Origin of the sequence: Desulfosarcina sp., assembly GCF_033791525.1 — a bacterium.
Classification (GTDB): Bacteria; Desulfobacterota; Desulfobacteria; order Desulfobacterales; family Desulfosarcinaceae; genus Desulfosarcina.
In genome coordinates this window covers 1-16,156 of sequence record NZ_JASJGN010000079.1, presented here as the reverse complement: position 1 = coordinate 16,156, position 16,156 = coordinate 1, and the positions used below count along the sequence as shown (strand labels likewise).

The following is a 16,156-nucleotide window of genomic DNA, read 5'->3' as shown; positions in this document are numbered from 1 at the left end:
GGTTGAGTATGAAACGTATTCTTTTGACACTGGTGATGGTCGGGATGATGGCCAACATAGTCTATGCGGTCGAACCAATAGGCGAAGACGTGAAGTCTTTGGTGATCAATAGCATCAAGGGATATGATCGGATCATAGATGCGTCGATCTATCAAAGGGGAAAGAAAGTCATGATAATCCTTATAGCTGATTACGGGACATCTGAACAATACGCGCGACGGATGGGTGGAAACTTGGTTAGGATGTTAAAAAGCTCTAGCCTCGACACCTCACCCAACAATCGAATCGGTCCGGGTATCTATGAGTATCATGTTAAGGTCACGATGCCGAGTCAAACAATGCTTGCTGAAGGCGTCAAGCTTGATATCGGTCATAACCTGAAGTGGTTATAACGACTTACTCAACTTTCGGGGTTAGCTGACAGAAGCTAATAAATTGGGGTAAGACTATGAATTGATTTAAGAAAAAGGTTGAAGAGCCCAGTCTTTTGATTTATAGTGAATTTGCGAATAAACACAATAATATCAAAAGGAAAGGGCTCAAATGATTCATAGCAGCATTGACCCCCAAACACAAGCCGGCATCTGTATTCTTGGTAAAATCGACGACTTTTTCAACCGATTTAAGATTACTTCCACTTTGCATAGGTGCGGTATCCGAAAACGTCGCGGGCACAGTGTGCGTTCTTTGATAATGACCATTTTTACATTGCCTTTTGTTGGGAAGAACTTCTTTAGAGGCATTGTGATCAACAGCGAACTGGCGTTCGGTAAAGATGCTGCCTACGAACTCCTCAAAGGGTGTAAGTCAAACTGGCGACATCTCTTGCTGCTTTTAGGTGCCCGGCTTTATGGCTTCTTCAACCGGTTGACCGATGAAAAACGCGATTCGGTGCTGATTGTTGATGACAGCCCGTACGATCGATCTCGGTCCAAGATGGTGGAACTTTTGTCCCGGGTTTGGGACCACAGCAACGGGCGTTTCCTCAAAGGGTTTCGCATGCTCACGGTCTGCTGGTCCGACGGTATCAGTTGCCTGCCGATGGACTTTGCCCTGTTATCGTCGGCTGATGCCAAAAAGCGACTTTGTGAAAGCTATAAATCCATGGACAAGCGCTGCTGTGCCTGGCAGCGGCGCAAAGAGGCGACCGTCAAAGCCACCGAACACCTGGAAACCATGGTCAAACGAATCCTGTCTGCCGGTGTCCGGGCGAATTACCTGCTCATGGATAGTTGGTTTACCATGCCGGTCACGGTCACCGCGTTGTGTGACCATATAGATGCCATCGGCATGGTGAAGAAGACGCCGAAAATCCATTATGGCTACGACGGGCATCAAATGGACCTGATGGCCATTTACCGGAAATTGAAAAAGCGCCGTGGCCGCGCCAAAATCAAAGCCAGCACCATCGTAACGCTGAAAGATGGACCCAAAGTTAAACTGGTCTTCGTTCGGGACAGGCGCAAGAAAGACTGGTTGGCGTTATTGTCCACGGACATCGAACTGGCGAACGAAGAAATCATACGTATTTACGGGAAGCGCTGGGATATTGAAGTGTTCTTCAAAATGGCCAAGCAGCATTTAAAACTTGCCAAAGAAATCCAATGTCGGGACTTCGATGCATTGATTGCCCATACCAGCATTGTGTTCATGCGGTATATGTTTCTTGCCTACCAATGCCGGATTGAGACGGATCATCGGACCTTTGGAGATCTGTTTTATGCCTGCTGCGATGAGATGGCAGATATTTCCTTTATCGAAGCCCTCTACCGGATATTAACCCTCGCCGGTGAACGGTTGAGAGAAATCGGCAGTTATTGTGAGAAAACGGCATCAGCCATATTTGATGCCATCATTGAAAACGCACTGCAATATGTCGGCTTGTCAAAGAGCGACGGGGTGACGGTTTTGGCGTAACCCCGAAAGTTGAGGACTTATCCTTACTTGTTAGATAGCCACTTAACTTAGTCGAGCAAACAAAGGATAGCGAACAAGGCGGTTCACCGGACGCCCTGACGGGCGCCGGTCACCGTTGGCGCAAGCTCTGGCGATAACTCCAACTCATCAATGGTGTTGAGGGCTTCTGAAAAGTCGTGATACCATACTGTCAAACGAAATCCTGACTCCCATTCCATTTTGTCAATTTAAGTATAGGTCAGAACACCTTATATCATTTTCGTTAATTTGCTCCAGTAAGCGATAATGCTTCCGGTCCATCGATACCCTCTCGACCGTGTTGATCACATTCACGGCGAAGCCTACCGCTTTTTCGCAGACGTCTAAATTCTTAGATACGAATTGTATTTGTCCTTTTCTTTCACCTTTGAGATTAGAACCTTCAGCCATTCTGCTTTGAGCTTTCTCGCTTATCAGCTCACCAGCTCATTTCTTCCCCGCCAGCGACTTGACCCCCATAGTGTTGATCAGCTGGTTGATATCGGTGGTTTTCAGGTTCATCCCGCCTTCGGAGACAGGCAGGAGCATGATCTTTTTATTCTGCAGGGCCTCGGCGATGCGCAGTTTTACCAGCGCTTCACCGCCGGAGCCGGCCAGGGCGTTGTTCATCTCCTGGATGCCCTTGGCCTCGGCAATGCCCTCGGCCATAATGGCTTCAGCGAGCAGCTTCTGCTTCTCGTAGTACACGTCGGCTTCGATCTTGGCCTTGCGGAAGACCCCGTCAGCATCCGCGACCAGCTTATTGACTTCGCCCTTGGCTTCCTCCAGCTTGCGTTTGTATTCCTCCAGGGCGGCGTGCTGGGCGGACTTGTTCTTCTGCACCTGCTGGTCGGCCACCTTCTTGTCCTCGATGGCCTTCTGGTACTCCTTGTTGAAGCGGTAGTCTTTGGTGAGAACTTTTTCCACCACAATGCCTAACGGGCCAAGCATGTCCTGGAGCACATCTTTGGCACGCTGAGCCTGTTTTTCCCGGCTGTCGGCCACGTAGAACTCTTCGGTGGTCAGCTCCCCGAAGATGTCCCGGGGCTTGCTGCGTGCGATGGTACGTACGATCTTGTCCCGCAGGGTAATGTCGTTGTCGGCCACGGTCTGCAGGATGAAGGGGGCCTTTTCCGCATCAATGCGGTAGGCGATGATCACGTCCAGGCTGATGTCGTTGCCATCGATGGTCTTAAAAAGCAGATCGTCGCGGCTGCGGCGGTCCCCCCGGGCCTGCTCAAAGACCATCTCCAGGTTCTGCAGCTTGGTGTCGAAGGTGTGCCAGTCGTTGATAAAAGGCAGGAAAATATAGGTGGAACCCGGCGCGTAGGCCTTGTCTTCCACGCCTTTGCCGGATAGAGAGAATTTGCGGGTACGCACGCCCACTTCGGTTTCACCGGTGGTGTTGAAGACACATCCGGTGGTGGTGAACATCCAACAGACAGCCAGGATTATCCAGATGATTCGCTTCATTGGCCACCTCCTTTACGCACGTCGAAGAGCTTGAGGGCGTTGTCCAGATCCAGCGGGTTGACGCCGGCAACCCCGTCGCTGGGCAGTATGATAAGGTCCAGTCCCTTGTATACATCGGCCATTTTCAACCCCACCATTCGCTCGGCACCCATTCCCTTAAGGGCGTCGTTTTTCAGGCGCACTTTTTCCGCCTCGGCCAGCTTGACCAGCAGGTTCGCTTCGGCATTTTTAGACCTCACATACAGGTCCTTCTCGGCGATCTTACGGGTAACGTAGGCCCTCCCCTGCTCCATCTCCACATCCACGACGACGCGCCCCTCCTGAACGATCTTCTTCAGCTGGGCCTCCTCGGTGGCGGCCCGTGCCGCTGCTCGGTTGGTGAAGACCAGCTGGTCCTGGAGCTTCTTCTCCTCGATATTTTTCTGGATCTCCGGGCTGTAGCGAAAATAACGCACCAGCACGTGCTCCACCCGGATGCCCTTGCTGTTCAACTCCGCGTTGAGCAGATCCCGGGCTTCCCGGGCTTTCTTCACCCGCATGAAGCTGTTGTAAAAATCCTCGGTGGTCAGTTTGCCCAGGGTCTCTTTCAGGGCCGGCTCCGCTTTGGGGATAATGCCGTTGTCTTCGAACAGGCTGCCGGGCCCGATCTTGGTAAAAACCAGGTAGGGGTCTTGGATGCGATAGAGGATTGAAACATCCACGTCAACGAAAAACCCGTCGGAGGTCTGGATGTGGGCCACGCGGTCTTTACGGGCCGAATCGGCGGCCGTGCGCGGAAAGTCGGTCAGTTCCAGCACCTGCACGTCCCGCGGCAGGCGGTACATCTGCTGCATGCCGGGAATCACCAGGTTGAGGCCGGCGGTGTGCACCTGTTTCTGGACACCGCGGTTCATTCCCAGTCGCACCACCTTGATGCCGAACTCGTTGGGTTCCACGTATACGAACAGCAGGTTGTAGGCCAACACCACGACGGCAGCGGCGATGACCAGATACTTGAATTTGCCGCCGCCGGGCAACCGGATCTTCGGAATGGAAAACCTCTTTTTCTTGACCATGTTAAACAGTTCCGCCCCTTGCGAGGTCTGTTCGGCCATAACGATCCTCCTTTATATTGCCATTTGATACTAAACAGTCGGTTTGGCCGGTTATGCCGGCGTACGCTGCATGGGTTCAATGCTGCTTTGCGGATAAGATGGGTTAAAAAACCCGACCAGCCACAATAGCACCCCGAACAGAATCGGTATCGCAATCAGCGCAGCGATCATCCCGATGTCAATAACGGTGAGCAGCACGTAGGTCAGGTACAGGGCCGCCATGGCAGTGGCGCAGTTTTCATCGTTGGGTTCGGGGGACCGGGCGATACGGTTCTCCAAATAGATGGGGATGCCGTATCGGCCGAGGTAGCCGGCAATGGCCAGCAGGGAGAAGAACCATGCGAAGATACCCAGGCCGGCAGGACCGTAATGTCGATCCACCATGACCATGGCAATCAGGCCGCTCCCGATGCCGGCCAACCGGTCCATCACCGGCAGGGCGGTTGTTAGATAAAAGGGATCCGCTTCACCTGTTTTTCGGGAAAGGGTTTCATCCAGCCAAGCAAAAACCCGCTCACGCCACCGGGTCCCCCGAGAGCTCAGTGCCGGCAGGGTAAAGCGGTGGATAGGAACGCCGTCTGAGGTTTCAGGCGGGGGTTCAGAAGCCTCGTCGGCATCACCATCCCGGGACGGACTGCCTTCCCGGGGAGGGTTATGGTTTGTGGAATCAGACATCGGAGAACTGCTTATCCAGCATGATGTTGAGAATGGTCCGATCGGTCTCGATCATTCCCTGGGTGGTCAGGGTGCCGATATTCTTCATCGTGTCTTCAGACGACCGGCCGATGATGCCGTCGGTAGCGCTGACGTTGACCCCCTGAAGCGCGAACAGTGACGCCTGTACAGCCGTTCCGGCAGCGGTGGCCAGTTTCAGGGCGCATCCGCCCTTGGCCCCGTCGCAGATCACCCCGGCCAGATCTTCGGCAAGGTTCTTGATGGCCCCTGCAATGTGCAGCTTCGTGCCACCCATCAAATAGGTGACGCCGGCCGTGGCCCCGGCGCCGGCGGCTACCGAGCAGCCGCAGATGGCGGACAGGCGCCCGGTGTAGGCTTTCACATAGGCGGTAATAATATGACTCAGTCCGATAGCCTCCAGGGTGGTGCGATGATCGACAGTAATGAATTTTTCGACGGCGACAATGGGCAGGATGGCCGTCAGGCCGTGGTTGCCCGACCCGGCGCTGCTCATGGCAGGCAGTTTGACGCCGGACATGCGGGCATCGGCGGCCGAGGATGCCAGAATTCGTGCCGCGGTGATCATATCCCGCTTCATCAGCCCCTGGCGCACCAGACGCTCCATGGTGCGGCCCACTCCCAGCCCTGGGCCGTGCTTGAGACCATAGTCGGCCAGCCGCATGTTGACCTGGACACCGGATTCCAAGAACTTCAGATCATCGTCATCCAAGTCGTCCAGCAGTTCGAGAAGCTGATCCAGGGACAGGCCCTTGAGCCATTCTTCCAGGTCGGCCAACCGGCGCTTGCCGTCACTGGATCCGGCTTTGGGAAGCAGCACATGGTCAATTATGGCACTGCCGTCCAGTGCCAGGGAAACGACGTTGTCATGCAGACCGGTAATGACGGATTCAGCATTGTGCCCGTTGCCTTTGACGATGGTCTTGATGAAAAGGCCCACCTGGTCCCGGAGCAAATTGACCTTCACCCGGCCAGCCTTCACGATCTTTTGGGCGGCCGAGATAGCCGGACTGTCCACCGAATCCAGCACTTCCAGTTTCAGGGCTGCATCGCCGCCAAAGGCGCCAACCGCCGAGGCCATGTCCAGCCCGCTGAGCCCGCCGGTGCCGGGAATGGACACGGCCAGGCCATTTTTATAGATATTCGGGTCCACCCAGATTTCGATTTCGTCGATCTGCTTTTCCGGCAGCAGCGACACAGCCGCAGCCGCACCTAAGGCGATAGCCACCGGTTCGGTGCAGCCCAATGCAGGCGCCACCTGAATTTTTAAAATATCCTTGACGGTATAGGTCATTTTGGTCCCCTGTCTGCGATAGGCATCAATGATCGACTTGATGGGTTTAACGCCATCATATGGTTTTTTACCTGTTTATTCAACTGCCACGCCAGGATGCGCCCCTGGTGTGGCAGTTGAATAAAAAGGGCCTATGGTGATTCCCACAGGCCCTTACTTTCTCAGTGCAGGTGACGGGTTCAAACTATGACGGATTCGTAAAAAGCCCAATATCTGCGTTGCGCTTCATTTCTCGTCACTGCGGTGTACCATAAGTACGTTGCCTTCGGCACCCGCGATAGCGGTATTCTCAAAATTCGCAAGCCTTGATCTCGGGCTTATTACGAATCCGTCTAAAATGGGACTTTTTACGATTTCATCAAACTATAAACCAATAACCGACGCTAAGTTCTTCGTCTTATCTAAATTCATCGCATCTTCAAGGTTGGCATGGGTGAGGTTCGCCCCATCCATATCTGCATTCCTGAAGTTTGCTCTTTTAAGAATGGCATTTTTGAAATTAGCGGTTTTCAGTTGAGTATTGGTAAAGTTTGAATCCACCAGGTTCAGATTAGACAGATCCGATCCGGACAAATTGCAATTGGTGAAATCAGCACCGTAGAGCGTGACCTTTTTAAGGTTTAATTGTGACAATTGCGCGCCGTTCAGATTCGCATTGTTCATATCAACACCCGTCAACACCGCCGCCCTCAAGTCAATACCGCGCAGATCACAATCAAATATGGCTACCTTGTTGATTGATGCGCCATTAAGGTTTGCATTTCTCAATATGGCCTTCGAAATTCTTGCCCCATGGATTTTTGCATTGGACATATCTGCACCGGTCAGATTGGTTTTTACAAGGATGGTGTAATCGAGATTTGCATCTTTCAGCACCGCTCCAGTCAAATCAGAATAGGATAAATTGGTCTGGAAAAAATTGCACCCGGTCAGATTGGCGTCGATCATCGAAAAATCACTCAAATACATGTTGCTGAAATCAACGCCACTTAAATCAACATTGCTGAAATCGACTCCTGTTAAATCAACATCCTTGAATGAAACATTTGACATGTTCGAATACTCAATGGCTGCATTTTTCAGGTTCACATTTTTAAATACAGCATTTGAAAAATTGCAGTGAACCATGAAAGCGTCTTCAAATGAAACACCGTCTATTTTTTTCCCGGACAGATCTAGGCCACTTAAATTTTTTCTGTCAAAATTCTTTGTAGTTCTAAGGATTCTCTCGACGGATTTACGATCTAATGGGTCATTGCTGATCCTTGGGTTCAGTTGAAAATGTTTTTTATACTGTACCGCCCATGTAAATTTTTCTATAATCAATTCCAGAGAATCGACCGCATCCTCTCCCTTTTTATCCCTGACTGATGCAATGATGGTATGTCGGCCTTCCGACAATTGGGAGTACTTAAATTTCGACTCGGCGCCTATTTGACCATCCAGATTGGAAGTCCAGACGACCGGGCCGTCAACCATCTCTTCGTTATCAATAAATGCTTTGAAATAGACCGCTTCTCCGTGTAACGCAGATGCCTCATTTGACGGGCTCGAAATGATCAGGCTGACGGGGATGTCGTTGACGGCCGTAGATATTGCTGCAGGTTTTTGGCCTTCCACACAGCCCCATAAAAAAACGAACACTGACAAAACACTGAAAAGCGCTCGCCACTTTCGATTGAAAAAAACAGATTTCATATTTCAGCCCTTCCTGAATGGAGCGTTTATCGAGCCAGCTGCAGTTTGCGTATTGTATCGTGCTGGCAATCACAACATCAGCACCCGATTCCAGTCCAAGGCAGATAGCTTCCTTAGGAATCGAAGCGCGCGTGTGGTTCGAATCGTTGTCTTCGCCTCAAGAGAGCACATTGCGTGCCGGTGGTTAAGTATTTATTATTTTTCAATTATTTCTTATACTTGAATTTTTCAGCCGATTACCCACTGGTTCTTTTGACGATTATTGTCTGGTTATTTGACGCAGATGGGTCATACAGAAGCCCAAGCTGAGCGTTTCGATTTTTTACACATACCCTAATTGGGTTTTTATGCTTTGCTTTTGCGGTTTACCGATCTTAAAAAGTTGAAACGCTCAACTTGGGAGAAGGTTTCATGCGGGACAAAGACGCCATCGGGGCTAACGCTCTGAGAATTGAACTGCGCCCGGAGGCGTTGCACCCCGGCCTGCATCGTCGATCCCGGCCGTCACGGCAATTCCGGGGTATCGGGAGGGTGTATTTTCAAGGGTTGTCAAATCAGGTTTCCTGTCGCAGTATATCAGATCATACCAGGCTGAGGAAATTATTCATCCCTAGCACAAAGATCTCAAATCCAACAATAAAGGAGCCAGCATGCTCAAATACGTAAAATGGTTGATGGCGGCGATAATGATCACGGCTGTCGCCAACGGATGCGGGTACAACACCCTGCAGCAGATGGAAGAACAGGTGTTCAGGGGCTGGGCCGATGTGGAAAGCAATTTACAGCGCCGGGCTGATCTGATCCCCAACCTGGTAGCCACCGTCAAAGGCTATGCCTCCCATGAAAAAGAAACCCTTCAGGCGGTTATTGAGGCGCGGGCCAAAGCCACCAGTGTCCAGCTTTCCACCAAGGATTTGGGCAATGCCCAGGCCATGCAGCAAATGCTGGATGCCCAGGGGGGGCTTTCGTCAGCCCTCTCGCGCTTGATGGTGGTGGTGGAACGCTACCCGGATTTGAAAGCCAACCAGAATTTTCTGGACTTGCAGAACCAGCTCGAAGGCACGGAAAATCGAATCAATGTGGCCCGCCAGCGCTACAACCAGACCGTCGAAGCATTTAACGCCAAGATTCGCAGCATGCCCTACAGCCTCACCAACAGCCTGATACTGCATCTGGATCGAAAAGAATACTTCAAGGCGGAAGCCGGTGCCACGCAAGTGCCCACAATCAAATTTGATTAGAACATATCTCAAAAAAAAGGATCAGGGCAAAGCATGCAGCGGCGAAAAAGCGTAGCATACAGGTAGTATGTGAGTATTTTGAGCCGTTGTATAACGCCGCCATGGGCACTTAGACTATTTTTGAGATATTTTATAGCAGGGTGTTAGACCACATACCATGATAACAAAAATCCATTTGCACAGCTTCGGGTCAATCCTTGTCTTTTTCCTGCTGGTATTTTCAGGCGCCGTCAATGCGACAGCGCTGGAGGTGCCCCGGCTTAAAGGCCACGTCAACGATTATGCCGCCATGCTCAGCACCGCCAGTGAACGGCAGTTGGAAGCGGTTTTGACCGACTTTGAGCAGAGTGAATCCACCCAGATCGTGGTGCTGACCATCCCGTCGCTTCAAGGCGATTCCCTTGAAGACTTCTCGATCCGCGTGGCCGAAGCCTGGAAAATCGGTCAAAAGAAATTGGATAACGGCGCCATTCTGCTGATTGTTAAAAGCGAGCGTAAAATCCGCATCGATGTCGGATACGGACTGGAAGGGCGCCTGACCGATTTGCTGGCCGGTCGTATCATCCGCAACGTGATTGCGCCCCAATTCAAATCAGGACAGTTTGATCAGGGAATCACCGAGGGCGTGGCCGCCATGATTGATGCGGTGCGGGGAGAATTCTCGGTGACCGACGCCCCCCGGCAGCCTCGAAAGCCGCAGACCGGGGTTCCCATTGTCGCCTTGTTTGCCTTGTTTTTCCTGATCAACGCCCTCGGCCGGGCCAGCCGGGTGACGGGGGCAGCCGCCGGCGCGGTTCTGTTTCCCATTGCTGGAGCGCTTTTCTTCGGTCTGGGTCCGCTTTTGCTGTTGGGACTTATCCCGCTGGGCCTGGTGGCCGGTCTGCTGATCAGCCTGATCGGTGGGCCGCTGGCCGCTGGCCGCACCCCCTCCGGTCATCGCGGCGGATATTGGGGCGGTGGTTCAGGTGGTGGGGGGTTTTCGTCCGGGGGCTTTGGCGGTTTCTCCGGCGGCGGCGGCGGTTTCGGTGGGGGCGGCGCATCGGGTGGATGGTAGCGGCGCCAGGGCAAAACCGGCTGGAAACGGCCGGGATGACCACGGTCACACAAGCGAAAAAAAAGGTTTAGGGATGAACAACCTGGCTGAAAGGTTTTTATCGGAGACGGATAAAAAGCGGATTGAATCCGCTGTGGCTGCCACAGAAAAAAGGACCACCGGAGAGATCGTCTGCATGATCGTGTCGTCCAGCTACCACTATCCAATGGCCGACGTTTTGGGCGCGACGGCATTCGCCCTGCCGCTGGCCCTGCTGGCCACGCATTTTCTGGGAGGATGGCTATGGATCGGTACCCAGAACATGTGGCTGTTCCTCGGGCTTTTCGCTCTTTTCTTTATCCTGCTGCGCTGGGTCCTCAGGCGCTGCCCGCCCCTCAAGCACCTGTTCATCTCCCGACGGGAAATCGATGAGGAAGTGGAGGAAGCCGCCGTGACCGGATTTTTCAGAAAGGGGCTCTACCGGACACGCGACGCCAACGGCGTCTTACTGTTTATCTCCGTTTTTGAGCATAAAGTGTGGCTGCTGGCCGATAAGGGCATCCACGAAAAAGTCCCCTCCGAAGAATGGAACCAGCTGGTGGGCCGCGTCACCCGGGGTATCCGCAACGGGCAAGGCGCCGACGCCATCTGCAAGGCCATTCAAGAGATTGGCGATCTCCTCAATGCCCATTTTCCATTCAAGCCCGGCGATACCGATGAACTCAGCAACCTGATCATAGAGGGAGAGCGAGATAGCTGAATCGCTGAGACGTTGCTGAGCTGGTGAGGCAAAAGACAAGGGGTAAAGCTGAAAGGTGAAAGCCGATTAGCGGGCAAGCGAAAAACCGGACGCTGAAGGCGCGAAGCTTAAAGAAATTGGATGCAGGCGCCGTGAATAAACCGTGTCGAACCCGTGTTGTTAATTGACTTCGGACCTGAATTGATTGAATACCGAAAACAATCGTCTACCCACACTAAACCTTTTTATTAGGGGTCGTTTATTTTCTTTGTAAAACTGCGGGAACAACTCTTGACAGCAATCCGGGCAAAGGCCGTCTTCTTTCTCCCAGGTCGAAGGATTGTCGTGATATGACCAGACGCCACGACCCCGATCTTCTTTCTTGCAGATGACGCATACCAGCTCGACGTTGTCCATGGTGAACTCCATCATTAAGGTGAGAAGTAAGCCATTTTTTTCTACCTGCTCGAGAATTTTCTTTCAGTTCATTTTTTTTCTATTGAAGTCGGCTAATTAACGAATCCAAAGGGTCTCAACCGCTGGTAAAGAATTATGCAGATTCTGTACCGGCATCCCTCTTTATTCGTATTATATTAATTACGGGTAGTTATAAATTGTATCGATGAGATCAGGCGTCATCCTATTACATTTTTTCCACGATATAACTGGCAAGATTTTCACAAGATAATAGCCGGAAGCGTTTCATACCGATTGTACTTTTTAACAATTGACATATTTACCCAAGTTGAGCGATTGTCGAGCTTGCCGCAGAACCAAGGAAGCTGGTATTCCGCTATAGTGGACTATGCGGGATGTCAGCTGACGCCGGTTATGCGGTGAGATCGGCAATCCCAACGGGTTTCAAAATTTTAAGATCGGTGAACCGCAAAAGCGTAGAATACAAACCAGTTATGGTATCTGTAAAAAATTGAAACGCTCAGTTTGGGATTTACTATCTCAAGTCACCATGAAGGCAGACACCATTGTCTATTGACACAACTGATCGGAATAAGATTTTGGATAATGACGGATAAAGATCGAAAAAAATGGGACTCAAGATATCTGAAGCGTCTGGGAGGAACAGATCCGTCCCCCATACTTAAGAAGCATTGGGGTCTTGCATCCTGTGGGAATGCATTGGATATCGCCTGCGGCAACGGGAGAAACAGTATTTTCCTGGCAGCAAAGGGATTCGCAGTTGATGCGGTGGACATTTCAACGGTGGCAACGAATCATCTTGCAGGCAGAAATCCCCATATCAATGTCATTTGCGCAGATTTGGATACCTGGGATATTCCGCAGAATCGCTACGAACTTATCATCAACGTTCGGTTTTTAGACAGACGCCTTTTTCCCTTGATTCAGAATGGACTTAAATCTGGCGGCGTTTTGATCGTTGAATCCTTTATGGGTGGGGAAATGGATAACTATTGCCTGAATCAGAATGAACTGCTTCGGGCTTTTCTGTCCTTCCGAATCATCTATTATGAAGAAAAAAAGACAGGCCTTTCTGAAAAATTTGATCACACCGCCTCTCTTGTTGCGATCAAAACTGGGGAATCCTCACCGTAAGGATACTATCGGTTTCCAGTCCGCTTGCACTAACCTCGCCGCACCGATGCTCGGCATCTCTGCTTCGTTCCGATCCCGATGGCGGGATCTCCGCTTCGCTTCGACAAGCGACGAGGAAAATGCTCGCTATCGCGGTTCACGGATGGTGAATTCCAGGACACGAAGGATATAGCCCCTTTTAATTCATTATTTCTAATACCCAAACTGATCGATTCACCTTTCTCGAAGAAGATCGATTGGTAACAATCACGGTTGGGTACCATCGATTGTTGTATTCAAAAGGTGAAACCCATTGGGTTTGCCGATCTCACCACATCTTCGGCGTTAGCTATCGCCGCGCATAGTCCACTATAGCGCGACGATAGCTGCCTTGAATCTGCGGTAAGCTCGACAATCGCTCAGCTTGGGTAATAGTAACAATTATTTTCACATGTAATTAGGCTACGTTGGGGTCTCGAAGCTCTGCCATATCAGGGTTGTCTGCAACTTAAGCTACATGAAACCGGACATGATAGGGAATCGTGTGAATCGTACGTTCCGCCAATCGTCGAAAATTACTGTACTCAACCAACCACATACAAAAGTGGAAAAGCCAGCGATAATAAAATTCCGGCATGACATACACCGATCGCAGTTCATATAATCCCAGGTCAGCCCAGTAATACAGAAGCAGGCGATTGTAGCGATAAGCGATATGTCTGATCAGCAACAGTGTGGCTTTCTTCAAGCGTTTCATTATTCACACCCCTTCACGTCGACCACCAGGACTCAACTCAGGCTCTTTTCGGGATTTTCACACTTGAAATTGGCCTCACAAGTTTCAGGTCAATGTGTGACTGTTACCCTTGGCTGGTTATTGAAAAAGCATATTCTGTGCCGACTGTTCGTATATATAAGTTTCATAATTTTTTCAGAGCATTGTATGCCATTGGCAGGAGTAAAGGTGTGCCTGTTTGACAAATTTTGTCAGCATGACTGCCGACGTTTGTAAAAAGGAACGCCCTTCGCGGTATATTCAATACGCCTTCGATATCGGTATCAGCGGTCGACTCGGAGAGGATAAAGAAATGAGCAATGACCTCATGCACCGGATCTTGGTGCTTCTGCTTCGCTCCGAGCCCGATGGCGGGATCTCCGCTTCGCTTCGACAAGCGACGGGGTCGCTGTCGCGGTTCAAGTTAATCTGTCGCGACCGAATTATCTCAAGATCACGGGAACTGGCACAATTTTGGCAGTGAAAATCATTAAGGATGTTGGCCATATGCTTTTCGCCCGGACCCAGAAAGCGGTCACTATAAGTGAAGAGAGGTCCTGTGACCGGGTTTCCTGGTATAGCCGACAAGATGACAAAGCGGAAATGCGATGCGTAAACATTGTTAAATACTACGTAACACACTGACAGCAAACGCTTTATCTGGATAAGGGGCAAATTTTAACTGAGTGTAAAGTGGGATCTCCAGCAAAAGAGTGGCGGGTTGGGATTGAATCAGACCCAACCGAATATTTCAGGGCAAAAAAAAGAAAAACCCATTTTTCGCCATATAATCAGCCAATCGGAATTGATCGAAATTGAACCTTAAAAGTAAAATAAAGCATACAGAATTTAAAGAGAATCAAGGCAAGCTCACAGCGATGCTCCAATCCATCGGTGACCACATCAGCATTATGGATACCGATCTGAATATCGTTTGGGCCAATCATGTCGCCAAAAAACGCTTCGGTAATGATATCATCCGTAAAAAATGTTATGATGCCTATCATCAACGATCCGAACCCTGCAAACCCTCTCCTTGTCTCACCCAAAAAGCCTTCGAAGACGGAAATATTCATGAGCATGATACTGAAGTCACTGATAAAAATGGAAATACGATTTATTTCCATTGTACCGCCAATGTTGCATTGAGGGATGCCAATGGGAAACCAATCAGGGTAATTGAGATTTCCAGGGATATTACAGCGCTCAAGAAGGCAGCGGAGGAGAAGGATCGGCTGATTGATCAGCTACGGAACGCCGCTGAAAAGATAAAAACGCTAAACCGCCTTTTGCCGATATGTGCTTCATGCAAGAAAATTCGTGACGACCAGGGATACTGGCAACAAGTAGAAGAATATATCCGTGCCCATTCTGACATCCGATTCAGCCATGGCATCTGTCCGATTTGCATTAAAAAACTGTATCCGGATTACGTCAAGAGAAAGATTGAGAACAGTTAGTGTAGTGCTCCTCAGCAATATCAACTTTTATTGGTTCTGATCCCAACTGCCTTTCGCCCGCAAGGAATTCCACCTGAATCTTCCCCAACGTTGCAAAAGCTGGAGGGCTTCAGAGCCAAGGCGTCAAGGGTGAAGCTGTAATCGGCTACCGCGATCCCTTGACAACAAGGATCGCAGATCCCGTTGAAGACGGGGATCTGAAGTCCTCCAGCTTTCCTGAAAGGTAAACAAAAGGAGAAAAACCGTGACATTCTTGGACTTCACCCTTCGTGACATCCAGAAAATGATAGCAACTCGACTATATAAATAATTTTTACAATATGTTAGATAACTTTTCAAATTTTTTTTTGCAACATTGGGGTCTTATTTGCAGGGAGTACAGCAGTGAGCCAAACCAAACTACATTCATACCGTTGAGTTGAGGCGCGATCTGCATTTTCTTCAAGAAGGCTTATTGTCGCAATTCCTTGACTCTACGCAATTTTAAATTTGCCGAACCGCCAACACCGGAAATGGGGAGTGGCGGATGAGTCGATCGGTGGTGGACCCCACCAGCAGTTTTTCCAACAGAGTGTGCCCACGAATCCCAAGTACAATCATGTCTATCTCTTGCTCCTTGGCGTAATCCATCAACGCGATGTAGGGTTCCCCATCAAGCAGGGCCGTTTTGGCGGTACACCAGTCACGGCACCCTTCAGGGACCATACTGTCCAGTTTCTTTTTCAACCCGTCGCGCAATTTGTTGAGACCTTCGCGTTCATTTTTATAAAGGGACGGTTTAATTACATGGGAGAGGTAAAGCTCCGCCTGGAACTCCTGCGCCAGGCTGAGACTGTAGTCAAAGGCAAGTTTGGAATCAGGTGAAAAATCGCATCCGACCAATATTTTTTTCAGATTTATTTCAAACCCGGCTTGGGGTATCAAATCATGCTCCTGCAAAGGCAGCACGAGCAAGGGACAGTGAAGAGTTTTGATCAGTTTTTCGGTAACGGAGCCCAATAGAAATCGTTTAAAACCGGCTTTGCCGTGGGTGGCGGTAATGACCATATCTGCTTGTTGTTCAGAGGCAAGCCGGCTGATTATATCAGCTGGCGTTCCCTGACTGATGATGATCTCATTTTCTACGGGAAGATCCTTTACCCTCTCCTCGAGGCGTTCCTGTGCATAGCG

Annotated in this window: 13 protein-coding genes; 7 read left to right on the top strand and 6 right to left on the bottom strand. The window is 50.4% G+C overall.

Features of this window, described 5'->3' with window-relative positions:
• Window positions 1-392 (top strand): hypothetical protein (locus tag QNK41_RS03925; protein ID WP_319253966.1); only part of this gene is annotated, 392 nt, incomplete at its 5' end.
• A gap of 151 nt (window positions 393-543) precedes the next feature.
• On the top strand, window positions 544-1,917 hold the full coding sequence (locus tag QNK41_RS03920; RefSeq protein ID WP_413815117.1) for a transposase: 1,374 nt from the start codon (window positions 544-546) through the stop codon (window positions 1,915-1,917).
• Window positions 1,918-2,382: 465 nt separating this feature from the next.
• Here the strand turns inward: QNK41_RS03920 and QNK41_RS03915 are convergent, their stop codons facing one another.
• The 5 genes from QNK41_RS03915 to QNK41_RS03895 form a co-directional block, all read right to left on the bottom strand.
• A complete protein-coding gene (locus QNK41_RS03915; RefSeq protein WP_319253962.1) occupies window positions 2,383-3,408 on the bottom strand; it encodes a prohibitin family protein in 1,026 nt (341 codons plus the stop codon).
• On the bottom strand, window positions 3,405-4,502 hold the full coding sequence (locus tag QNK41_RS03910; RefSeq protein ID WP_319253960.1) for an SPFH domain-containing protein: 1,098 nt from the start codon (window positions 4,500-4,502) through the stop codon (window positions 3,405-3,407). The genes QNK41_RS03915 and QNK41_RS03910 overlap by 4 nt, the downstream gene beginning before the upstream one ends.
• 51 nt (window positions 4,503-4,553) lie before the next feature.
• The gene (locus QNK41_RS03905; RefSeq protein WP_319253958.1) at window positions 4,554-5,177 is read right to left on the bottom strand and encodes a hypothetical protein; all 624 of its coding nucleotides are present in this window, start codon (window positions 5,175-5,177) and stop codon (window positions 4,554-4,556) included.
• Window positions 5,170-6,489, bottom strand: coding sequence for a serine dehydratase subunit alpha family protein (locus QNK41_RS03900; RefSeq protein ID WP_319253956.1), 1,320 nt, complete (start codon window positions 6,487-6,489; stop codon window positions 5,170-5,172). The genes QNK41_RS03905 and QNK41_RS03900 overlap by 8 nt, the downstream gene beginning before the upstream one ends.
• Window positions 6,490-6,852: 363 nt before the next feature.
• A complete protein-coding gene (locus tag QNK41_RS03895; RefSeq protein ID WP_319253954.1) occupies window positions 6,853-8,187 on the bottom strand; it encodes a pentapeptide repeat-containing protein in 1,335 nt (444 codons plus the stop codon).
• 650 nt (window positions 8,188-8,837) lie between these two features.
• Here QNK41_RS03895 and QNK41_RS03890 point away from each other — a divergent pair.
• The 5 genes from QNK41_RS03890 (at window position 8,838) to QNK41_RS03870 (ending at window position 14,986) form a co-directional block, all read left to right on the top strand.
• Entirely contained in the window at window positions 8,838-9,428 is a 591-nt protein-coding gene (locus tag QNK41_RS03890) for a LemA family protein (RefSeq protein WP_319253952.1), read from the top strand.
• A 157-nt stretch (window positions 9,429-9,585) separates the two neighbouring features.
• Window positions 9,586-10,482, top strand: a complete 897-nt coding sequence (locus QNK41_RS03885; protein ID WP_319253950.1) for a TPM domain-containing protein — start codon at window positions 9,586-9,588, stop codon at window positions 10,480-10,482.
• 73 nt (window positions 10,483-10,555) lie between these two features.
• Entirely contained in the window at window positions 10,556-11,221 is a 666-nt protein-coding gene (locus QNK41_RS03880; protein ID WP_319253948.1) for a TPM domain-containing protein, read from the top strand.
• Between the two features lie 1,002 nt (window positions 11,222-12,223).
• A complete protein-coding gene (locus QNK41_RS03875) occupies window positions 12,224-12,772 on the top strand; it encodes a class I SAM-dependent methyltransferase (protein WP_319253946.1) in 549 nt (182 codons plus the stop codon).
• Between the two features lie 1,569 nt (window positions 12,773-14,341).
• The gene (locus tag QNK41_RS03870; RefSeq protein WP_319253944.1) at window positions 14,342-14,986 is read left to right on the top strand and encodes a PAS domain-containing protein; all 645 of its coding nucleotides are present in this window, start codon (window positions 14,342-14,344) and stop codon (window positions 14,984-14,986) included.
• Window positions 14,987-15,469: 483 nt separating this feature from the next.
• Here the strand turns inward: QNK41_RS03870 and QNK41_RS03865 are convergent.
• A partial coding sequence (locus QNK41_RS03865) for a universal stress protein (protein ID WP_319253942.1) occupies window positions 15,470-16,156 on the bottom strand: 687 nt, incomplete at its 5' end.